General features: G+C 70.3%; 19 protein-coding genes. 11 read left to right on the plus strand and 8 right to left on the minus strand.

Going from position 1 to position 20,215, the window contains the following annotated elements:
* Positions 1–80: 80 nt before the first annotated feature.
* Positions 81–881, minus strand: coding sequence for an IclR family transcriptional regulator (locus tag ITJ61_RS15530; RefSeq protein ID WP_194686789.1), 801 nt, complete (start codon positions 879–881; stop codon positions 81–83).
* 103 nt (positions 882–984) lie between these two features.
* On the opposite strand from ITJ61_RS15530, the gene ITJ61_RS15535 reads away from it, so the two are divergent.
* Genes ITJ61_RS15535 through ITJ61_RS15555 form a run of 5 tightly spaced genes read left to right on the plus strand, consistent with a single transcriptional unit; the run spans position 985 to position 6,191 of the window.
* Positions 985–1,971 (plus strand): Bug family tripartite tricarboxylate transporter substrate binding protein, encoded by a 987-nt coding sequence (locus ITJ61_RS15535; RefSeq protein ID WP_258063047.1) that lies wholly within the window; start codon positions 985–987, stop codon positions 1,969–1,971.
* Positions 1,968–2,606, plus strand: a complete 639-nt coding sequence (locus ITJ61_RS15540) for a tripartite tricarboxylate transporter TctB family protein (protein ID WP_104240574.1) — start codon at positions 1,968–1,970, stop codon at positions 2,604–2,606. The genes ITJ61_RS15535 and ITJ61_RS15540 overlap by 4 nt, the downstream gene beginning before the upstream one ends.
* Positions 2,606–4,123: a tripartite tricarboxylate transporter permease gene (locus tag ITJ61_RS15545; RefSeq protein ID WP_104240575.1), complete on the plus strand. Its 1,518-nt coding sequence runs from the start codon at positions 2,606–2,608 to the stop codon at positions 4,121–4,123. The genes ITJ61_RS15540 and ITJ61_RS15545 overlap by 1 nt, the downstream gene beginning before the upstream one ends.
* Positions 4,120–5,334, plus strand: a complete 1,215-nt coding sequence (locus ITJ61_RS15550; RefSeq protein WP_228497123.1) for a CaiB/BaiF CoA transferase family protein — start codon at positions 4,120–4,122, stop codon at positions 5,332–5,334. Before ITJ61_RS15545 ends, ITJ61_RS15550 begins: the two co-directional genes overlap by 4 nt.
* On the plus strand, positions 5,331–6,191 hold the full coding sequence (locus tag ITJ61_RS15555; protein WP_194686790.1) for a citryl-CoA lyase: 861 nt from the start codon (positions 5,331–5,333) through the stop codon (positions 6,189–6,191). Before ITJ61_RS15550 ends, ITJ61_RS15555 begins: the two co-directional genes overlap by 4 nt.
* Here ITJ61_RS15555 and ITJ61_RS15560 read toward each other — a convergent pair.
* The 4 genes from ITJ61_RS15560 to ITJ61_RS15575 all read right to left on the minus strand — a co-directional run bounded on the left by ITJ61_RS15560 (position 6,181) and on the right by ITJ61_RS15575 (position 10,513).
* A complete protein-coding gene (locus ITJ61_RS15560; protein ID WP_104306176.1) occupies positions 6,181–6,999 on the minus strand; it encodes a carbohydrate ABC transporter permease in 819 nt (272 codons plus the stop codon). The genes ITJ61_RS15555 and ITJ61_RS15560 overlap by 11 nt on opposite strands.
* Entirely contained in the window at positions 6,996–7,910 is a 915-nt protein-coding gene (locus ITJ61_RS15565; RefSeq protein ID WP_104240578.1) for a carbohydrate ABC transporter permease, read from the minus strand. The genes ITJ61_RS15560 and ITJ61_RS15565 overlap by 4 nt, the downstream gene beginning before the upstream one ends.
* 42 nt (positions 7,911–7,952) lie before the next feature.
* On the minus strand, positions 7,953–9,311 hold the full coding sequence (locus ITJ61_RS15570; RefSeq protein WP_104240579.1) for an ABC transporter substrate-binding protein: 1,359 nt from the start codon (positions 9,309–9,311) through the stop codon (positions 7,953–7,955).
* Positions 9,312–9,421: 110 nt separating this feature from the next.
* Entirely contained in the window at positions 9,422–10,513 is a 1,092-nt protein-coding gene (locus tag ITJ61_RS15575) for a carbohydrate kinase family protein (protein ID WP_194686791.1), read from the minus strand.
* Positions 10,514–10,636: 123 nt separating this feature from the next.
* Between ITJ61_RS15575 and ITJ61_RS15580 the strand changes: the two genes are divergently transcribed.
* Both ITJ61_RS15580 and ITJ61_RS15585 read left to right on the plus strand, forming a co-directional pair.
* On the plus strand, positions 10,637–11,386 hold the full coding sequence (locus ITJ61_RS15580; RefSeq protein WP_104240581.1) for a DeoR/GlpR family DNA-binding transcription regulator: 750 nt from the start codon (positions 10,637–10,639) through the stop codon (positions 11,384–11,386).
* Positions 11,383–12,741, plus strand: a complete 1,359-nt coding sequence (locus tag ITJ61_RS15585; RefSeq protein WP_194686792.1) for a 6-phospho-beta-glucosidase — start codon at positions 11,383–11,385, stop codon at positions 12,739–12,741. Before ITJ61_RS15580 ends, ITJ61_RS15585 begins: the two co-directional genes overlap by 4 nt.
* Before the next feature lie 20 nt (positions 12,742–12,761).
* Here the strand turns inward: ITJ61_RS15585 and ITJ61_RS15590 are convergent, their stop codons facing one another.
* Both ITJ61_RS15590 and ITJ61_RS15595 read right to left on the minus strand, forming a co-directional pair.
* Entirely contained in the window at positions 12,762–13,565 is an 804-nt protein-coding gene (locus ITJ61_RS15590; protein ID WP_228497124.1) for an SDR family NAD(P)-dependent oxidoreductase, read from the minus strand.
* Between the two features lie 273 nt (positions 13,566–13,838).
* Positions 13,839–15,215, minus strand: coding sequence for an MFS transporter (locus tag ITJ61_RS15595; protein ID WP_228497125.1), 1,377 nt, complete (start codon positions 15,213–15,215; stop codon positions 13,839–13,841).
* Between the two features lie 167 nt (positions 15,216–15,382).
* Between ITJ61_RS15595 and ITJ61_RS15600 the strand changes: the two genes are divergently transcribed.
* Genes ITJ61_RS15600 through ITJ61_RS15610 form a run of 3 tightly spaced genes read left to right on the plus strand, consistent with a single transcriptional unit; the run spans position 15,383 to position 18,470 of the window.
* Entirely contained in the window at positions 15,383–16,045 is a 663-nt protein-coding gene (locus tag ITJ61_RS15600) for a response regulator transcription factor (RefSeq protein ID WP_104240585.1), read from the plus strand.
* A complete protein-coding gene (locus tag ITJ61_RS15605; RefSeq protein ID WP_194686794.1) occupies positions 16,042–17,538 on the plus strand; it encodes a sensor histidine kinase in 1,497 nt (498 codons plus the stop codon). Before ITJ61_RS15600 ends, ITJ61_RS15605 begins: the two co-directional genes overlap by 4 nt.
* On the plus strand, positions 17,532–18,470 hold the full coding sequence (locus ITJ61_RS15610; RefSeq protein ID WP_194686795.1) for a TAXI family TRAP transporter solute-binding subunit: 939 nt from the start codon (positions 17,532–17,534) through the stop codon (positions 18,468–18,470). The genes ITJ61_RS15605 and ITJ61_RS15610 overlap by 7 nt, the downstream gene beginning before the upstream one ends.
* A gap of 38 nt (positions 18,471–18,508) precedes the next feature.
* Here the strand turns inward: ITJ61_RS15610 and ITJ61_RS15615 are convergent, their stop codons facing one another.
* Positions 18,509–19,780, minus strand: coding sequence for a DUF445 domain-containing protein (locus ITJ61_RS15615; RefSeq protein ID WP_104240588.1), 1,272 nt, complete (start codon positions 19,778–19,780; stop codon positions 18,509–18,511).
* A 106-nt stretch (positions 19,781–19,886) separates the two neighbouring features.
* On the opposite strand from ITJ61_RS15615, the gene ITJ61_RS15620 reads away from it, so the two are divergent.
* Positions 19,887–20,174, plus strand: coding sequence for a hypothetical protein (locus ITJ61_RS15620; protein ID WP_104341581.1), 288 nt, complete (start codon positions 19,887–19,889; stop codon positions 20,172–20,174).
* The last annotated feature ends 41 nt before the right edge of the window (positions 20,175–20,215 follow it).

Here is a 20,215-nt window from a genome sequence, read left to right on the forward strand (position 1 = left end):
TTGCTCTCGGTCCTGGTCCTGGTTCTGGTCCTGGTCCTGCTCCGCTCGGGGCGCTGGCCGTCTTCGGCCGCGCCGCCTCTTCACTCGAGTGCCGGGGGCAGCCCGGTGCGCGGCACGTCGCGCACGCAGGCGCGCAGCGCGTCGACGAACTCGGGGATGCGCGCGTCGACGAATCTCGCTGTAGGCCCACCGAGCACGACGACGACGGGCTGCAGGTGCGGTCGCTCGGGATTCTCGGGGACGAGCATCGCCAGGCCGCTGTTGCCGGACTCCCGCTCGCCGTGGCTGAGCCCCCAGCCCCGCTCGCGGATCTCGTCGACCCGGTGTCGGAGGGCGGCGGTGTCGACGTCGATCGCCGGGTCTGCGTCGAGCTTCGCGAGCACGGCGTCGAGCATCTCCGGGCGTTCGCCGCTGAGGAGTGTCGTGGATGCGGCGCCCCGCCAGATCGGGAGCTCGTCGCCGACCTGGACCACGTGGCGGATGGTGTGTCGCCCCGGGGCCTGGGCGATGGCGACGCGCTTGAGGTCGCGGCGGACGTAGAGGCTCACCGTCTCGCCCGTCTGCTCGGCGAGCTCGCGGAGGCGCTCCAGTGTGGGGGCGGGAGCCGACCAGGCTGCCTTCGCGAATGCTCCCCAGCGGATCATGCGGGGGCCCACGCTCACGCGTCCGTCGGGGAGGAGCTGCAGCATCCGCTCGCCCACCAGGGTGTCGACGAGGCGCAGCACGGTCGTTCGCGGGAGCTCGCAGCGGCGGACGATGTCGGCGATGGCGAGCGACTGGCCCTCGTTCTCGAAGCAGTCGAGGACATCGAGGGCTCGGCTCACGGCGCGGATGCCGCCCGGTTCTGACCGCTGGGCTGGTGCGTCGTCGGCGCTTGTCATGGGGTCTCCGGCTTCGGATCGTTTGCTTGCCCGGTCACACTAGCGTACCATCTGGTGGACAGATATGTCCGCTGTGTGGACAGTCAATCACAAGGGAGTGATCGTGACAGCAAAACGGAAGCTCATGGGCGCGGTGGGCATCGCCGCGACCATGGTGCTCGTCGGAGTGGCCGCGTTCGACGCGAGCCAATCGACGACGGGGACCGACCCCAGCACCAAACTGACCTTCATGTCGCCCTCCGCCCCGGGCGGCGGCTGGGATCTCGCGGCCAGGGAATCGCAGCAGGCGCTCCGGGCCGGCGGCATCGTGAACAACGTGCAGGTCGTCAACGTGCCAGGAGCTGGCGGCACGATCGGCCTCTCCCAGTTCGTCGGCCTCGGCGCCGACCCGACCAACCTCATGATGACCGGCACGGTCATGATGGGCGCCATCAACGTCAACAAGTCGACCGTCGACCTGTCGGACACGACCCCCATCGCACGCCTCGCCGAGGACTACGAGGTCTTCATCGTCCCCGCGAACTCGCCGTACGAGACGCTCGACGACTTCATCGCCGACTGGAAGCAGAACCCGCACTCCGTCGCGATCGGCGGGGGAGGCGTCGGCGGGACCGACCACCTCCTCGCCGGACTGGTCGCCGAGGAAGCCGGCATCGACCCGGGCGACATCAACTACGTCTCCTACGCGGGCGGCGGAGAGGTGCTCACGTCGCTGCTCTCCAACACCGTCGCGATCGGGGTCAGCGGCTACAACGAGTTCAGCGACCAGATCGAGGCGGGCAACCTCCGTGCCCTCGCCGTCTCCGCTGAGGAGCCGATCGACGGCATCGACGTCCCGACGCTCATCGACCAGGGCGTGGACGTGCACCTCCCGAACTGGCGAGGCATCGTCGCGCCTCCCGGCATCACGGAGGCCGAACGGGACCAGCTCGTCGCCATCTTCGAGGAGATGGCCGCGACGCCGGAGTGGCAGGACACCCTCGAGCGCAACAGCTGGGAGCCGGCCCTCCTCACGGGAGACGACTTCGCCGCGTTCATCGAGGAAGACCAGGCGAGAGTCGACCAGATCATCGAGGAGCTCGGACTATGACCGGCGTCATCCCCACCTCCGCGTGGACGCAGCACGACACCACCTCCAGGCCAGGCTGGTGGCGTCGCCGAACGGGCCTCGTCGTGCCCGGCATCCTCACGCTGACCGGCATCGGCCTCACCATCGGCACGATCACCATGGACGTTCCCGGCAACGTCTCGCAGCCAGGGCCGCAGGTCTTCCCGGCCATCGTCACGGTCGCGGTCTTCGTGATCGCGGTGCTGCTGGCCATCGACGTGATCCGCAACCCGGAGCCGGAGCGCGTCGCCGAACCCGATCAGGCCGAGCTGCGCGGAGAGCGGCGAGTGATCGAGGAGGATCCCGACTACGACCTCGACGAGCTCGCCGTCGCCCAGGACCGCGAGCTGCAGGCCGAGCACATCCGCCCCCGCACCAACGTGCGCTCGCTCCTCGGCGCCCTCGGCACGACCATCGTGTTCATCGCGGCGCTCACCCCGCTCGGCTGGCTGCTCTCCGGAGCCTTCCTCTTCTGGGGCATCTCCCGGGCGCTCGGAAGCCGGCGTCCGTTCTTCGACATCTTCCTCGCCCTCGCGATGTCCTCCATCGTGCAGATCGCGTTCTCGATCGGGCTGGGCCTCAACCTGCCCCCCGGCATCTTCGTAGGAGTCCTCTGATGGATACGCTCGCCAATCTCGGGGAGGGGTTCCTGACGGTCCTCACCCCCATCAACATGCTGTGGGTGCTCATCGGTGCCGTGCTCGGCACCGCCGTCGGCGTCCTCCCCGGCCTCGGGTCCGCGATGGCCGTCGCCCTCCTGCTCCCCGTCACCTTCTCCCTCGACCCCATCGGCGCGTTCATCATGTTCGCGGGTGTCCTCTTCGGCGGACTCTTCGGCGACTCCATCGCCGGCATCCTCATGAACACCCCGGGCAACAGCACGGCCATCGCGGGCTCCATCGAGGGCCACATCATGGCCAAGAACGGTCGCGCGGCGCAGGCGCTGGCGACGTCGGCCATCGGCGCGTTCATCGGCGGCATCCTCGCGTCGATCCTCGTGGTCTTCTTCGCGCCCCGCCTCGCCGAGCTCGCGACCCTGTTCGGCCCCGCCGAGTACCTCGCGCTCGCCGTGTTCGCCTTCATCGCCATCTCCGCCGTCGTGACGCAGTCGATCATCCGCGGCCTCGCCGCCCTCGTGCTCGGCCTCGCGATCTCGGTCGTCGGCATCGACTCCATCTCGGGCGCCTCGCGCTACACGGCCGGCATCCCGGAGCTGTTCGACGGCATCGACATCGTCGTCATCACCGTCGGACTCCTGGCCCTCGGCGAGGTCTTCGCGGTCGCCGGCCGACGCGGCTACTCCGACGACACGGGGCTCATCCAGTCGAAGGGGCGCCTCTGGCTGTCCCTCCGCGAGCTTCGCCAGGCGATGCCCGCATGGCTCCGCGGCACCGCGATCGGGATTCCGTTCGGCATCATCCCCGTCGGCGGCGCCGAGGTGCCAACGTTCCTCGCCTATGGGACCGAGCGCAGGCTCGACAAGCGCCGGAAGAAGCCCATGTTCGGCCTCGGCGCCATCCAGGGCGTCGCAGGCCCGGAGGCCGCTGGCAACGCGACCGCCGGAACCGCGATGGGTGCGCTGCTCGCGCTCGGACTGCCGACCTCGGCGACCGCCGCGATCCTGCTCGCCGCCTTCCGGCAGTACGGCCTGCAGCCAGGGCCGCTGCTCTTCGAGCGGTCGAGCGAGCTCGTCTGGGCGCTCCTCGCGAGCTTCTTCATCGGCATGGTCGTGCTCCTCATCCTGAACCTGCCCTTCGCTCCGCTCTGGGCGAAGCTGCTCAAGATCCCGCGTCACTACCTCTACGCGAGCATCACGCTCTTCGCGATGCTCGGCGTCTACGCCACGAGCGGCAAGATCCTCGACCTCGTGCTCGTCGTCGTCATCGGCCTCATCGGCTTCACGATGCGGCGCTACGGGCTGCCGGTCGCCCCGATGCTCATCGCGATCATCCTCGGGCCGCTCGCCGAGACGGAGTTCCGCCGCGCGATGGCGGTCAGCGAGGGCGACCCGAGCGTGCTGATCGACAGCCCCATCACCATCACCCTCTACTCCGTTCTCGCGATCACCGTGGCGTTCGTCATCGTGCGCGTCATCCGCGCGAAGCTCGCCACCAGAAAGGAAGTCACGGTTTGACGGACAAGACATCGGGACCCCTCGCGGGGGTGCGCGTGCTCGACATGACCAACGTCCTCGCCGGGCCGTACGCGTGCTACCAGCTGGCCCTCATGGGGGCCGAGGTCATCAAGGTCGAGGTGCCGAAGGGGGGAGACCTCGCACGGAGCCTCGGGTCCGACTCGGAGCTGAACAGCGAGCTGATGGGGGTCTCGTTCCTGGCGCAGAACGCCCAGAAGCGATCGATCACCCTCGACCTGAAGTCGGACGGGGGCAAGGAGGTCATGCGCCGCCTGGTCGCCGAGGCCGACGTGCTCTGCGAGAACTTCCGGCCGGGGGTGCTCGCGCGTCTCGGCTTCGGCTGGGAGGAGCTGCGCGCCATCAACCCACGCCTCGTGTACTGCGCGATCTCCGGATTCGGGCAGACGGGGCCGCTCCGATCCAAGCCCGCCTACGACCAGATCATCCAGGGCGGCTCGGGCATGATGAGCGTCACCGGCACGCCGGAGACCTCCCCGCTCCGAGCCGGCTACCCCATCGCCGACACGCTCGGCGGGCTCGCGGCCGCGTTCGCCATCACCTCGGCACTGCACGGGCGCGAGCGCACGGGCGAGGGATCCAGCATCGATGTGTCGATGCTGGAGACCGCCGTGACCGCCATGGGCTGGGTCGTCTCCAACCACCTCGTGGCCGGCCAGGTGCCCCGAGCGCTCGGCAACGACAACGGCACTGCCGCGCCGTCCGGCACCTTCCAGACGGCGACCGGGGCGCTCAACATCGCCGCGAACAAGCAGGAGCAGTTCGAAGCCCTGACGCGGGTCATCGGGCGCCCGGAGCTGGCGGCGGATGCCCGCTTCCGCGACCGGGAGGACCGCAAGCGATTCAGGGCCGAGCTCACGAGCGAGATCGAAGCGGCCCTTGGCGCCGAGGACACGGCCCACTGGGAGGAGCGGCTCTCGGCGGCGGGAGTGCCGGCGGCGGCGGTGCTCACGGTTCCCGAGATGCTCGAGAGCCCGCAGATCGTCGACCGTGAGCTCGTGCACGACCTCCCGTTCCCGGGACGAGAGGGGGAGACGCTGCGGGTGCTCGGCAACGGCATCCGCCTCGACGACCGCCCGAGCGCACCGACCATGCCGCCTCCGGGTCTCGGGCAGCACACCGACGAGATCCTGGGCGAGCTCGGCTACGACGCCGCGCAGATCCGAGCATTCCACGAGGAGCGAGCCGTATGACCAGCAGCACCAGTCCCGCCGACCAGCCCACCGTCGCTGACACCACGGCGTGGTGGAGCACAAGCGTGACCCGAATCGCCCCGGGGGAGATCGAGCTGCGGGGGTATCCGATCGAGCAGGTCATCGGCAACGTCGGGTTCGTGAGCACGATCTGGCTGCTCACGACGGGGAGCCTGCCGAGCGCGACGGTCTCGAACCTCCTCGAGGCGACCCTCGTCGCGAGCGTCGATCACGGCCCGCAGGCGCCCTCCATCGCGAGCGCACGCATGGCCGCTACGTGCGGCGTCGGCCTCAACTCGGCCGTCGCCAACGGCGTGAACGTCCTCGGGGACACGCACGGTGGCGCGGGCCAGCAGTGCGTGCAGCTGCTGAACGACCTCGTCGAACGCCACGAGACCGAGGGCGTCCCGCTGGATCAGCTCGCCCGTGAGGCGATCGCCGACCACAAGAGCCGGGGCGTGTTCGTGCCGGGCTTCGGGCACCGCTTCCACCCCCGCGACCCGCGGCGGGACCCGCTGCTGACGCTCGTGGAGGACGCGCTCGCCGCGGGAGATATCTCCGGGAGGCACCTTGCCGCCGGGCTCGCGGTGGAGCGGGCCCTGGAACGGGGGGAGCGGCGCATCCCCATGAACATCGACGGCATCTCCGCGATCGTCTACGCGGAACTCGGCGTCGAGCCGGAGCTCGCGAGGGGCCTGTTCGTGCTCTCCCGCTCCGTGGGGATCCTCGCCCATGCGTGGGAGGAGAAGCAGGCGGGCCAGCGCATCAAGGGGCCGCTGCCCCCGCCCCTCCTCGCCGACTACACCGGCGAGCCGACTCGGGACGTGCCAGGCGCGCGCCGCCCAGCTACTCCCTGACCGCCCCCTCGAGCATCCCCTGGATGAAGTGCCGCTGCAGGAAGATGTAGAGCACGACGACGGGCAGCGCGACCATGATGGCGCCCGCCGCGAGCAGCGCGGTGCCCTGCGTGTACTGCCCCTGGAAGAAGGCCAGGCCCAGTGGCGCGGTGCGCACGCTGCCGTTCGGCGACATCACGAGGGGGATGAGGAACTCGTTCCAGGTCCACATGAACGTCAGCAGCACGAGCGTCAGGATGGCGGGCCGGCCGATGGGGACGAGCACCTGCCACAGGATGCGCATGGAGCCAGCCCCGTCGAGCTTGGCCGCGTCGATGAGCGCCTGGCTGGAGGAGCGGAAGTAGGTGCGCATCCAGAACGTGCCGAACGCGATCGACATGGCGATCTGTGGGAACGCGACGCCCCACACCGTGTTCGTGAGGCCCACGGTGCGCAGGTCGAAGTAGAGGGGCACGATGAACGCCTCGGTCGGCACCATGATGCCGAGCAGGAACAGGTAGAAGATGGGCGTCGCGCCGCGGAACTTCATGGTGCCGAGCGCGTAGCCCGCGAGGATCGACGCGAGCACTGCGACCACGACCACGATGACGGCGACGACGACCGAGGTCAGCATGTACTGCCCGAACCGCGCGACCTCCCACGCCGTGGGGAAGTTCTCCCAGTGGAAGACGCGCCCTTCCTGCGCGACGCTCGCGTTCTCCGGCCCGAACGCGAGCGTGACGATGACGCTGATCGGGCCGAGGATAACCAGCCCGAAGACGCCGAGGATCAGGTAGTTCGCGATCTTCTCGAACACGGAGACGTTCATGCGCGGTCCCCGATCCGGTTCACGACGAAGTTGATGGCGAACACGATGAGCGTGAGCACGGCGCCGACGGCGGTCGCGGCCCCGACCTCGCCGAGCTCGAACGCGCGCCGGTACACCTCGAAGCTCGGCACCGTCGTGGACGTGCCAGGACCGCCGCTCGTGGTGACGTAGATGAGGTCGAAGGTCTTGAGCGCCGCGACGATCGTGAGCGTCAGCGCCACCGTGATCTCGCCCCGCACCGAGGGCAGCGTGATCGAGAAGAACTCGCGCACCGGGCCCGCGCCGTCGAGCCTGGCCGCCTCGTAGAGCTCCTTCGGCACGCGGCTCATCCCGGCCATGAGCAGCACGGTCACGAGCCCGAGCGACACCCACGAGCCGATGAGGCCGACGGCCGGCAGCGTGAAGGTGTAGTCGCCGAGCCACGCCCGCGTCCAGCTCTCCAGCCCGACGAGGCGCAGCAGCCCGTTGAGGGGCCCGTCGGGCGCGTAGATCTGCCGCCACGTGACCGCGACGACGACCATCGCGATGACCTGCGGCAGGAAGATGAGCGTGCGGAAGAAGCCGAGGCCCCGCACCCGCGCCCGCGTGAGGATCGCCGCGAGCATGAGGCCCACCGCGAGGGGCAGGATCGAGTAGAAGAAGATCAGCACGAACGCGTGCCCGAACGCCTCCCGCAGCCGCTCGTCCTGCACGATCTGCACGTAGTTGTCGAACCCGACGAAGGTGGATGCGCCCAGCCCGTCCCACTCGAAGAACGAGAACTGCACGGCCCGGCCGAGCGGGAACAGCAGGAACGTGCCGTAGAGGAGGAACGCGGGCGCGAGGTACGCGAACGGCACCCAGGCGGGGGTGCCGCGGCGGGCGCCCTTCGCCGGGCGGCGTTCGCGCGCCGTCGCGCTCGAGCTCGTCATTCGGGGCGTCGCTCGGGCTGCGCGGGCGCCACCGGGCGCAGGCTACTCATTCGCCGCGATGAAGTCGGCGTAGTCGGTCTCGAGGGTCTCGGTGAACTGCTCCGGCGTGAGCTGCCCGTCGATGAGCCCCTGCAGGGACTGGCCGATGGTGTCGCCGAAGGTCGGCGTCGCGTAGTCCAGGTAGGGGAGCACGCTGCCCGACTCGGTGACCTCGCCGAACGCCCCGTAGATGTCGGCGAAGACGCCGGACTCCGGCGCGAGCTCAGCCGAGTTGTTGACGGGCAGGTTGCCGGTGTCGGCCAGGATCTGCATGGCCTCGTCGCTCGTCAGGAAGTCGATGTAGGCGGCCGCGACGTCCGTGTTGTCTGCCGCGGAGGTCATCGCGAACGGGAGTCCGGTGCCTCCGGTCGTCGCGAGCGCCCCGTCGCTCGTCTTCGGGACGAAGAAGCCGAGGTCGTCGCCCATGCTCGCCTCGAGATCGGCCGCGAGCCACGAGCCGCCGATGAGGAACACGCCGTTGCCCTCGGCGAGCGCCTGCCAGGCCGCGTCGTAGTCGGTGCCGTTCACGCCCGTGTTGAAGTAGCCGTCGTCGACCCAGCCCTTGAGCGCGGTCGCCGCCTCCACGTTCTCCGGAGTGGTCCAGCTCGCGCCGGGGTTGCCGAGCCCGAGGTTCGTGATGGTCTCCGCATCTACGTACTCGCCCTGGAGCGGGCCGAACACGTGGCCCGCCGGCCACTGCTCGATGTTGCCGAGCTGCATGGGCGTCTCGCCTGCGGCCTTCGCCGTCGCGAGCGCCGCCTCGAACTCGGGCCACGTTCCCGGCACCTCGACGCCGAGCGACGCGAGCTTCGCCTTCGAGTAGAAGATGCCGACGACCTCGCCGACCTGCGGCAGGCCGTAGAGGTTGCCGTCTCCGAAGACCTTCGCGTCCTCGCTGTACGTCGAGTACTGCAGGATCGACTCCTGGTAGCGGTCGAACCAGCCGTAGGCCTCCGCGTAGTCGTCGAGCGCGCGCAGCTGCCCGGCCTCGACGAACGCCCCCATCGTGTTGCGGCCGTTGTTGGCCTGCACGACGTCCGGCGCGTTCTCGTCGGTCAGGGCGAGGCGGAGCGTCGTCGCGAGGTCGTCGAAGGCCTGCGAGTTCCGCTCGATCGTGACGTTCGGGTACTTCTCCTCGAACGCCGCGTTCAGCTGCTCGATCTGCTCGTTCTGCCCGCCGCGCACCTCCTGGTCCCAGACGGTCAGCGTGACGTCGCCGACCTGCGAGATATCGGTGCTGATCTCCGCCGTGGAGGCATCGGGGGCAGCCTGCTGGCCCGTGCCGGGCGCGCATCCCGCGAGGGCGAGCGCGAGTGCCAACCCGCCGGCGACCGCCGCGGTTCTCCGATGCTTCTCGTTCATGTTCGGCTTCCTTCTTTCGCTGAGGGTGCGTTTCGTGCGATGGGGGACCAGCGGTCAATTGTCGCGGATGCGGTGCCGACAGCCCGGCTGGGTCGGCTCTGGCGCGCCGGTCAGACTCCGGGGAAGTGGTCGACGAGGCGGAACGTGGCCTCCGCGCGGCGGACCGCACCTGGGCGCTCCGACGGCAGCACGTCCTGCAGGAAGCCGTACCGCTCCGTGAGCTCGGTGTCTCCCGAGGCGCGCGTCGCATCCCACCAGTCGGCGATGTCGCCCCAGCCGGGGGCCGCGAGCGATCCGCCGAACTGCTGCACGGCGAGGGCCGAGCAGAGCGCCGAGAACTGGAGGCGCTGCTCGAGCGGCCAGTCGCGCAGCGAGCCGAGCACGAAGGATGCGCCGAACACGTCCCCGGCGCCGGTCGCGTCGAGGGCGCGGACGGGCACGGCGGGAACCCGGACCTCTTCACCCGTCGCGGAGTCGATGCCGATGGCGCCGTCTTTGCCGCAGGTCACGACGACGATGGGCACGTGCTCGGCGAGGGCGCGGGCCGCGGCGAGGGGCGAGCTGGTGCGCGTGTACTCGACGGCCTCCCGCTCGTTCGGCATGAAGGCGTAGCAGGACGACAGGGGCTCGAGCACGGCTCGGTCCCACACGCCCGTGTCGTCCCAGCCCACGTCGGCGAAGATCCGGGTGCCGTCGGCCGCCGCGCGCAGCCACCACGGCTCCTGCTCGAGGCTCGTCATGGCGCCGAGCTCGGCGAGCGCGGTGCGGCTCGAGACGCCGTCGCTGAGGAGCGCGTCGCTCGAGATGGGGCTCGGGTGCCCGTGCGTGATCATGCTGCGGTCGCCGTCCTGCGCCACGGAGACCGTGACCGCGGTGTGCCAGTTCTCGAAGCGCCGCGAACGGCTGAGGTCGATGCCCTCGTGCTCCTCCAGCAGCTCCCAGCACCAGCGCCCGTAGACGTCGTCGCCGAAGACGGAGGCGAGCGAGGTGGTGAGCCCGAGGCGGCTAGCCGCGACGGCGAGGTTGGCGATGCCGCCCGGCGTCGACCCCATGCCCTCTGCCCACACCTCCGTGCCCGCGCTCGGCGAGCCGTGGAGGTCGGTGAAGACGATGTCGAAGAAGACGGAGCCCGCGAGGACCACATCGAATCGCGCACCATCGACCGAGCGGGTCGGGGGTGTGTCGTGATGGGCCGAAGCCATCGCGGCTCCTCTCGGTAGCAACAGCGGTGTTGCTCACACATCCTGCGCGGTGATCGTTCGTGCGTCAAGTCCCGCTCGTTCGTGCTTGCGACGTGCTCGTTGGTGACTGCTACGATGCCTCGCATGCTCACCACGACGCGTCAGGCTCGCATCCTGCAGTCGCTGCGCGCGGATGGTCAGGTCACGGTCGAGGAGCTCGCCGTCGAGTTCGGGGTGTCGCCGTCGACGGTCCGGCGGGACCTCAACGCCCTCAGCGCCGAGGGGCTGCTGCGCCGCGTCCGCGGTGGTGGCGGCGTCGAGCCCGACCGGGTGCCGTTCGCCGAGGTCGCGACCCACCAGAGCGCGCAGAAGACCGCCATCGCGGCGCGGGCAGCCACGCTCGTCCGGGACGGCGACGTCGTCCTCATCGACATCGGCACCACGACGGCGCTGCTCGCCAGGCAGCTGCGTGGGCGACGTATCACCGTCATCACCTCGAGCCTCGCCGTGGTGGACGCGCTCCGCGACGACGACGCCGTCGAGCTCATCGTGCTCGGCGGGGTCGTGCGGAAGAACTACAGCTCGATGGTCGGGGTGCTGACCGAGCAGGCGCTCGCGCAGATCCGCGCGACCGTGTGCTTCCTCGGCACGAGCGGCATCAGAGCAGACGGCACGATCTCCGATACGACCGGCACCGAGGTGCCCGTGAAGCTCGCGATGATCGCCTCCTCGCAGCGCACGGTCGTGCTGGCGGATGCCACGAAGTTCCCTGGAGTCGGTCTGCTGAGCGTGTGCGGCGCATCCGCCATCTCCGCGATCGTCACGGAAGACCATGCGGACCCGGCGACGCTCGCCGTGCTGCGGACAGCGAAAGTCGAGGTGATGTTCTCGTGAAGCTCACGATCATCGGAGGCGGAGGGTTCCGCGTCCCCCAGGTATTCGAGGCGGTGGCCTCCGACGAGGCGCCCGTGCGCATCGACGAGCTGAGCCTCTACGACGTCTCGCCGGAGCGGCTGGCGATCATTCGCGTCATCGTCGAGCGCATCGCGAGCGAGAAGCGCTTCGCGCCGCGCATCAGCGTCACGACCGACCTCGAGGAGGCGCTGCGCGGGACGGACTTCGTGTTCAGCGCCGTCCGCGTGGGCGGCACGGCCGGCAGGGTCGCGGATGAGCGCATCGCCCTCGAGCTGGGGGTGCTCGGCCAGGAGACGGTCGGGCCTGGCGGGCTCGCGTATGCGCTGCGCACGATCCCGTTCATGGTCTCGCTCGCCGAGACCATCAAGCGGGTCGCTCCCGATGCCTGGGTGATCAACTTCACAAACCCCGCCGGAATCGTCACCGAGGCGATGCGGGGCGTGCTCGGCGACCGTGTCGTCGGCATCTGCGACACCCCGATCGGGCTCATGCGCCGAGCGGCGGCGGTTGCGGGGGCCCGCGTCTCCGCCGGCCCCGAGGGTCGGGGAGAGCCCTCGGAGGTCGCCTTCGACTACGTCGGCTTGAACCACCTCGGCTGGCTGCGCTCGCTGCGGGTCGACGGCGTCGAGCGCCTGCCGGAGCTGCTCGCGTCCGACACGTCCCTGCAGCGCATCGAGGAGGCGCGCCTCCTCGGCTTCGACTGGGTGCGGGCGCTCGGCGCCCTGCCCAACGAGTACCTGTACTACTACTCGTTCACGCGTGAGGCCAACGCCAGCATCCGCGCCGCGGACGCGACCAGGGGCGAGTACCTCGACGCGCAGCAGGGCGAGTTCTTCGCGAACCCGGGCGCCGACCCCTTCGAGTCGTGGATGCGTACCCGCCACGAGCGCGAGGCGAGCTACATGGCCGAGAGCCGCGAGGAGGGGGAGGAGCGCGAGGTCGAGGACGTCGCGGGCGGCGGCTACGAGAGCGTCGCGCTCGACCTCATGGCGGCCCTCTCCTCCGGGCGGCCAGCCACCATGATCCTGAACGTGCGCAACGGCTCCCTCGTGCCCGCGCTCCCCGACGACGCGGTTGTCGAGGTCGGCTGCGTCGTCGACGCCGATGGCGTGCATCCGTGGCCGGTCGCGCCCGTCGAGGGCGAGATGCTCGGGTTGATGGTGCAGGTGAAGTCCGCCGAGCGGCTGGTCATCGAGGCCGCGACGCGCGGCTCCCGCGAGCTCGCCTGGCGCGGCTTCGCGGCGCATCCGCTTGTCGACTCGGTCGGGGTGGCCCGGAAGCTCGTCGACAGGTACAGCCAGCACTTCGCCGGGATCGGTGCGCTGCTGCGGTAAGCCGAGCGTGGCGCGTGTCGTCAGCGGGAGCGCGAGGCCCGGCTCATGGCGCGCAGCAGCAGCTTCCGCGGGACGAGCTTCGAGGCGATCGTCAGGGACGTGTTGATCGGGCCGGGGACGATGGAGGGTCCAGGGTTCGGCTTCTTGAGTTCGCGAAGCGTCAGGCCGACGACCTTGCGGGCCGTCATCTTCGGCAGGCCGGAGCCGATGTCCTCGCCGGCGACCTCGAAGAACTCGGTTGCTGTGGGGCCGGGGGAGAGCGCGAGAACGCGCAGCCCGGTGTCTGCCGACTCGGCCCACAGCGCCTCGGTGAAGCTGCGGACGAACGCCTTGGTCGCGCCGTAGACGGCGAAGCCCGGCGTGGGCTGGTAGCCGGCGACGCTCGCGACGTTGACGAGGAAGCCGTCGCCCGCGCGCAGCTGCGCGATGAAGGTGTGCGTGAGGTCGACGAGCGCCGCGACGTTCAGCGCGATCTCGGCGCGCACCCGCTCGGGGTCCTCCTCGTGGAAGCCGCCGCTCGTGCCGAACCCCGCGTTGTTGATGAGGCTCGTCACGCTCACTCCGCGGCCCTCGAGCGCGGTCCTGAGTGCGGACGCGGCGCCCGGCTCACCGAGGTCGGCGGCGATCGTCGTCACCGTCACGCCGAACCGGTCGCGCAGCTCGGCGGCGAGGCTCTCCAGCTTCGATTCGCGCCGGGCCACGAGCACGAGGTCGCTGCCGCGAGAGGCGAGCTGGCGGGCGAACTCCGCCCCGAGCCCAGAGCTCGCGCCCGTGATGAGCACTGTCTGGGATCCGAAACGAAGGGGGAGCATCCGGGAAGTCATGCCGTCAATGTACGGGTGCGTGACGGTGGAAGCCTGCGCGTGGGCCCTGCCGTCCCCGCAGCTGCCGGGACGCGGCTCGGGGGTTGCCCGCCCGGGCACGCCCCGCTCCGCCTCCGTTCCACCTCCGCCGCGGCGCGGCCAGTTCTCCGGCGTCGCGCAGCCAGACGAGGAATGCAGGCTCGTTCGGAAACGAGCCTGCATTCGCCGTGGGGATGCGTTCCGCCTCAGCGGCGGTCAGCGACGGACTGCGGAGGACTGCGGAGGCAGCGCGGGTCAGCGTGCGCCGGCGGTCTGACGCGCCTCGCGCTTCTCGTCCCGATCCGTGTCCCTCGCCCGCATCGCCTTCTCGTCGTCGAGCCAGTTCGCGCCCTTGTTGTGGAGGAAGAAGACGTAGACGACGAGCGACGCGGCGATCGCGATGGTGACGTAGAGGATGAACAGCGGCACCTGCTGCGCTTCGCCGGCCGCCGTGTAGAGGAGCGGCGCCGTGCCGCCGAAGATGGAGTTCGCCATGGCGTAGCCGAAGCCGACGCCGAGGGCGCGGATGTGCGTCGGGAACAGCTCGGCCTTCACGACGGCGTTGATCGACGTGTAGCCGGTGAGGATCACGAAGCCGCCCACGAGGATGCCGAACGCCGCGAACTCGTTGGTCTGCTGCGGCAGGTAGGTGAGCAGGAACCACGTGTAGAGCACGCCGCCTGCGCCGAAGAACACGAGCAGCGTCTTGCGGCCAACGATGTCGGACAGCCAGCCGCCGATGGGCTGCAGCAGCATGAGCACGGTGAGCGCGATGAGGTTCAGGATCGTGCCGGACACGACGTCGTCGCCCGCGAACGCCTTCTTCACGATGCCAGGGCCCGTGACCGAGTACGTGTAGAAGGCGACGGTGCCGCCCATCGTGATGAGGAAGCAGAGCAGCAGCGGGCGCCACTGGTGCAGGATGAGCTCCTTCATCGAGCCGGAGGAGCGGGACTTGCCGTCCTTCACCGACTCGAGCGCAGACTCGCTGAGCGACTCGTCCATGGTGCGTCGCAGGTAGAAGACGACGATCGCGGCGACGCCGCCGATCGCGAACGCGATGCGCCAGCCCCACTCTGAGATCGCCTCGGTCGGCATGGCCAGCACCATGATGAGGAGGGTCGCCTGCGCGAGCACGTGGCCGCCGACGAGGGTCACGTAGTGGAACGACGAGAGGAAGCCGCGGCGGCCGCGGATGGCCGCCTCCGACATGTAGGTCGCGCTCGTGCCGTACTCGCCGCCCGTCGCGAAGCCCTGCACGAGGCGGCAGACGATGAGGATGATGGCTGCTCCGGCGCCGATGACGGCAGCGGAGGGGGTGAGGGCGATGACAAACGAGCATCCGGCCATGATCGACACCGACACGGTGAGCGCGAGGCGACGCCCGTGGCGGTCCGCGAAGCGGCCGAAGAACCAGGCCCCGATGGGGCGCATGAGGAACGTGACGGCGAAGATCGCCCAGATGTAGATCTGCGAGTTCTTGTCCTCGGAGTCGAAGAACTGGAACTCGAAGTACGAGGCGAAGACCGAGTAGACGTAGACGTCGTACCACTCGACGAGGTTGCCTGCCGAGCCCTTCAGGGTGTTGGAAACCGAGCGGCGCAGGCTGCCCGGCACTTGTGTCGTCGTCATTGACTTCTCCATCGTCGTTGATCTTCATCTGCCAGCAGGCGGAGCCCTGGCCCCACCTCGGTGTGGGTGTACTGGACAACTCTCTGCACCGGGCAAGGGGCGCGAGCGGATCCTTACATTCCCTTTACGTGGACCTCGCATCTCTGCCCGCGCCTACCATTGGGGGTATGCGTGTGCTCGTCGCCGAGGATGACGCGTCCGTCTCCGCCGCCCTCGCGGCCGTGCTCGGCCGCGCCGATCACGCCTGCGTGCAGGTCGCCCGCGGCAGCGACGTGCTGCTCCAGCACCGAGACGCCGAGCTCGTGCTCCTCGACCTGGGACTCGAGGACATGGACGGCCTGGAGGTGCTCAGGCGGCTCCGCCAGGTGAGCCAGGTGCCCGTCATCGTCGTCACGGCCCGCGGCGACGAGCGCTCGACGGTGCGAGCGCTCGGCCTCGGCGCCGACGACTACCTCGTGAAGCCCGTTCGCATGCACGAGCTGCTCGCCCGCATCGACGCCGTCGCCAGGCGTCGCGCGCCCGCGGCCGAGCCCGAGGTGGTGCAGCTCGGCGACGCGAGGATCGAGCTGCTCTCGCGGCGAGTCGTCGTCGGCGGCGCCGAGGTCTCGCTCACGCCGACCGAGTTCGAGCTGCTCGCGATTCTCGCGAAACGGCTCGGCAGGGCCGTGAGCAGGCAGGAGCTCCTCGACCAGGTGTGGGGCGACGCCTACGCCGCCACCTCGCGCTCCTTCGACGTGCACCTCGCGCAGCTGCGCCAGAAGCTGCCCGCCGTCGCCATCACCACGATCCGCGGCTTCGGCTACCGGCTCGAGACGAAGCCGGCGCGATGAAGCTGCAGGTGCTGCTGCCCCTCATGCTCTTCGGACTGCTCACGGTCATCGCCATCATCGTCCCGGCCAGCGAGGGCATCGCCGTGAACCGCACCCAGCAGCTCACCCTGCAGCGCGCCACCTCGATGGACCAGATCGTGCAGCGCGCGGAGACGGCGGTGGCCGCCGACGACGCGTCCGGGCTCGAGCGCTACCTCGAGCGCTTCGCCGAGACGTACGGCGAAGCGGCGATGGTCGTCGACAGCGAGGGCCAGGTCGTGTCCGCCGTCGGCGGCATCGAGCTGGACCCGCAGGTCGCGTCGCTCGTGCTCGCCGCGTCGCGCACGGTGCCGCAGCGCTCCATCTCGACGATCTACCCGTGGAGCGACGACACCCACCTCGTGGCCGAGCCGTTCGCGAACGGCGCGAGCGCCGCATCCGGGGCGGTCGTCCTCGAGGTGAACCAGACGGAGGCGAAAGCGCAGATCACCGGCTGGTGGGCGCTCGTCGCGCTCGCGGGCCTGCTGCTCCTGCTGCTGCTCTTCGCCGCGTCGCAGTTCTGGACCAGCTGGGTGCTGCGTCCCGTTCGTGCCCTGGACGCGGCCGCGAACGCCCTCGCCGAGCAGCGGGAGCCCGACCTCGCGGCCGCGACCGGGCCCCTCGAGCTCAGGCGCCTCTCCTCCTCGTTCGCGCGCATGTCGAGGGGAGTCGAGGACGCGCTCGAGCAGCAGCGGGGGTTCGTCGCCGAGGCGTCGCATCAGCTGCGCAACCCGCTCGCCGCGATCCGCCTGCGCATCGACGCCCTCCCGCGCGACGAGTCGGAGGAGGCGGCGCTGGAGGCCGTCGGCGGCGACCTCGACCGTCTCGAGCACGTCGTCGACCGGATGCTGGTGCTCGCCGATGCCGAGCACCGCGCCACGGCAGAGGCGAGCGGCAGGCGCACGGGCTTCGCCGACGGCGCCGCGCGAGAGCACCTCACCTCGGCGGCCATGCTCGCGGCACCCCACGAGGAGCGGTTCCGCGAGGAGGGCATGCGGCTGCGCTTCGACGGCCACGAGGAGATCAGGGTCGCGTGCCGCAAGAGCGACCTGGAGGAGATCGTCGAGACCATGCTCGACAACGCGCGGAAGTACGCGGGCGAGGGGGCGAGCGTCACGATCCGGTTCGCCGCGACGCCCAGCTCCGGGTGGTCCGCGGCGGCGCCCGGCGAGGGGGAGCCTGACGGTGCGTTTGACGGCCGCAGCCAACCGCCTGAGGCGTTCGAGGCGTTCGAGATCGACGGTCCACGCGCGGTGCTCGAGATCAGCGATGACGGACCAGGCGTCGACGAGGACGAGCTCGCCCAGCTCGGCACGCGGTTCTGGCGCTCGCCGAGCCACCGATCCCTGCCGGGGACCGGGCTCGGCCTCGCGATCGTCGGGGAGCTGGCACGCGCCAACCGCGCCACCGTCGACTACGACCGCGCCCCAGAAGGAGGGCTCCGCGCCCGCATCAGCTTGGTGCGGACGTGGTGACCCTCACGAGGCGCGGCCTGCTGTTCGGCGCCGGTGCGGCCTCGGCCGCCGCCGCGACCTTTGCGCTCGCCGGATGCTCTCTCGGGCAGCCGTCCCCGCGCATCCGCATGGCCTGCGGCGAGCAGGGCGGCACCTACGTGCAGTTCGGCGAGCTGCTCCGCGAAGCGCTCCGCCGAGACGGCACTGCGGGGCTCGACGTGGTCACGACGGGTGGCAGCGTCGAGAACCTGGCCATGCTGCAGGCCCGCGACGCCGAGCTCGCCATCGTGCTCGCCGACGCGGCGGCGACCGACGCGCAGAACAAGGTCGCGATCGGGCGCGTCTACCAGAACTACCTGCAGTGCTTCGTGCGCTCAGACGGGCCCGTCAGCGCCATCGGCGATCTCGCCGGGCGGCGCGTCTCGGTCGGGGCGCCCCAATCCGGTGCGGCGCTCACCGCCAGGCGGCTCCTCGGCACGCTGGGCCTCCTCGAGGGCGCGGGCGCGAGCGTCATCTCCGAGCTGTACCTCGATGAGGCCGTCTCCGCCCTCGAGGCCGGCACCGTCGACGCGATCTTCTGGTCGGGCGGACTGCCGCTCCCCGCCGTGCAGGACCTCGACACCGCGGTGGAGCTCGTCGACCTCACCGATGCGCTCCCGGCCCTCGAGCTCGAGCATCCCGGCGTCTACACGCTCACGGCGGTTCCTGCCAGCACCTACGGGAGCGCCGAAGCGGTGCCCGCGATCGGGGTCTCCAACTACCTGCTTGCCAGGCCCGACCTCCCGGACCAGGTGGCGAGGGCGCTCGTCGACGTCCTCATCCGAGACGCCGCGCAGCTCGTGCCGGAAGGGTCGCTCGGCGTGCAGTACCTGACCGCGTCGAACCTCATCGACACCGTCCCCATCGCGCTGCACCCCGCCGCCCAGAGACGCTACCGGGAGCTCTACGGCTGACCGGCCTCGAGACAGTGAAGGATGCTGGCCGCGGGACCTCAGCCGAGGAAGGCGTGGGCGACCGTGAAGATCGTCACGCCCGCGAGGGCGCCCACGATCGTGCCGTTCAGGCGGATGTACTGCAGGTCGCGGCCCACCATGAGCTCGATCTTCTCGCTCGTCTCATCGGCGTCCCAGCTGGCGACGGTGTCCGAGATGATCGACGAGATCTCGTGCCGATACCGGTCGACGAGGAACACCGCCGCGTCGATGACCCACGTGTTCACCCGCTGCTGGAGCTGCGCATCCGTCGTCAGTCGCTGACCGATGTCGACGAGCGCCGCCGTGGCGCGGGTGCGGAGCGCGCTCTCCGGGTCGGCGAGCGAGCGCAGGAGGCCCGTCTTCGCGGCGTTCCAGGCCTCCGCGGCCAGCTCGCGCATGCGGGGGCTGTCGAAGATGTTGCCCTTGGCGCCCTCGAAGCGGGCGATGAGCTCCGGGTCGTGCTGCAGCTGGTCCGAGAGGCGAGCCAGGTAGCCGTCGATGGCGGCCCTGGCGGGATGCGCGTCGTCCGCTCGCACCGCCGCGACGAACTTGACCGCCTCGTTGTACGCGGTGTTGTCGACGAGCTTGGTCGCGACCGACGGAACCCACGAGGGGAGACGCCTCGACACGAGGCCATCGAAGGCGCTCTGGTTGGCGGCGAGCCACGCGGCGGCGCTGTCGGCGGCCAGGTCCACGGCGCCCCGATGTGCGCCGGTCGCGACGACGCGCGACATCCACTCACCCAACGGGGGAGCCCACTGCGGTTCGACGAGGTGCTCGCGAGCCAGGTCCTCGATGAGGCCCTGGACGTCGTCGTCGCTGAGCGCCTCGAGCACGCCCGTCGCCATGATGGAGGCCTCGGAGGCGATTCGCTCGGCGTGCTCCGGCTGCTCGATCCATTCGCCGAGGCGGGCCGCGATCGACGTGGCCTGCAGCTTCGTCCGCACCACGTCGCCGCGCAGGAACTCGGTCTCCACGAACTCGCCGAGCGTGCGGCCGATCTCGTCCTTCCGCTTCGGGATGATCGCCGTGTGCGGGATCGGGATGCCCAGCGGGTGCCGGAAGAGGGCCGTCACGGCGAACCAGTCGGCGAGCGCGCCCACCATGCCGCCCTCCGCGGCGGCGCGGACGTACGCGAACGCCGGCACATCTCGTTGCAGCGCGAACGCGACCACGAACACCACCGCCATGAAGAGGAGGGCCCCCAACGCCACCGCCTTCATGACTCGCAGGCTGCGCCGGCGCTCCTGGTCTGCGGGGCTCAGAAGCTCGGTCGGGGTGCGCGACATGCGGTCATCTTTGCACGCCCGAGCCGGACGGCGACTGCGGGGTGCCCCAGGTCTGCCTCGGGTCTCCGGGGATTCCCCGACGGGCCGAGATCGACAGACTGGACGCATGACTTCGCACTCCAGGGGCTCGTTCCGGTCGGCGGCCGACGGGTCGTCCACGACCTCGTTCATGTGGTGGATGGTGTTCGTGCTCGTCGGCGCGCTCAGCGGAGTCGTGTCATCGCTGGCGTCCGCCCAGCTCACGGTCGGCACCCAGCAGCAGGAGGCGCTCACGATGATCTTCTGGGTGTCCCTCGTCGTGAGCGGCATCTGCGCGATCGGTGCCCTGGTCGCCTTCATCCGCACGATCTACGTGCTGCTCGACCGCAGCGACCGGCGCTGGAGCGGGGAGTAGGGGCAGGGGCAGGGGCACAGGCACAGCGCACGGGTAGGGGA

The sequence above is a fragment of the Pseudoclavibacter sp. VKM Ac-2888 genome (genome assembly GCF_015351285.1).
In the GTDB taxonomy this organism is placed as follows: domain Bacteria; phylum Actinomycetota; class Actinomycetes; order Actinomycetales; family Microbacteriaceae; genus Pseudoclavibacter.

Coding starts and splice junctions, on each gene's coding strand:
- ITJ61_RS15560 (WP_104306176.1), bottom strand. CDS start 6,999: ATGAACGTCTCCGTGTTCGAGAAGATCGCGAACTACCTGATCCTCGGC.
- ITJ61_RS15575 (WP_194686791.1), bottom strand. CDS start 10,513: ATGGCTTCGGCCCATCACGACACACCCCCGACCCGCTCGGTCGATGGT.
- ITJ61_RS15615 (WP_104240588.1), bottom strand. CDS start 19,780: ATGTCGCGCACCCCGACCGAGCTTCTGAGCCCCGCAGACCAGGAGCGC.
- ITJ61_RS15565 (WP_104240578.1), bottom strand. CDS start 7,910: ATGACGAGCTCGAGCGCGACGGCGCGCGAACGCCGCCCGGCGAAGGGC.
- ITJ61_RS15580 (WP_104240581.1), top strand. CDS start 10,637: ATGCTCACCACGACGCGTCAGGCTCGCATCCTGCAGTCGCTGCGCGCG.
- ITJ61_RS15555 (WP_194686790.1), top strand. CDS start 5,331: ATGACCAGCAGCACCAGTCCCGCCGACCAGCCCACCGTCGCTGACACC.
- ITJ61_RS15600 (WP_104240585.1), top strand. CDS start 15,383: ATGCGTGTGCTCGTCGCCGAGGATGACGCGTCCGTCTCCGCCGCCCTC.
- ITJ61_RS15620 (WP_104341581.1), top strand. CDS start 19,887: ATGACTTCGCACTCCAGGGGCTCGTTCCGGTCGGCGGCCGACGGGTCG.
- ITJ61_RS15545 (WP_104240575.1), top strand. CDS start 2,606: ATGGATACGCTCGCCAATCTCGGGGAGGGGTTCCTGACGGTCCTCACC.
- ITJ61_RS15540 (WP_104240574.1), top strand. CDS start 1,968: ATGACCGGCGTCATCCCCACCTCCGCGTGGACGCAGCACGACACCACC.
- ITJ61_RS15595 (WP_228497125.1), bottom strand. CDS start 15,215: ATGACGACGACACAAGTGCCGGGCAGCCTGCGCCGCTCGGTTTCCAAC.
- ITJ61_RS15530 (WP_194686789.1), bottom strand. CDS start 881: ATGACAAGCGCCGACGACGCACCAGCCCAGCGGTCAGAACCGGGCGGC.
- ITJ61_RS15570 (WP_104240579.1), bottom strand. CDS start 9,311: ATGAACGAGAAGCATCGGAGAACCGCGGCGGTCGCCGGCGGGTTGGCA.
- ITJ61_RS15605 (WP_194686794.1), top strand. CDS start 16,042: ATGAAGCTGCAGGTGCTGCTGCCCCTCATGCTCTTCGGACTGCTCACG.
- ITJ61_RS15590 (WP_228497124.1), bottom strand. CDS start 13,565: ATGACTTCCCGGATGCTCCCCCTTCGTTTCGGATCCCAGACAGTGCTC.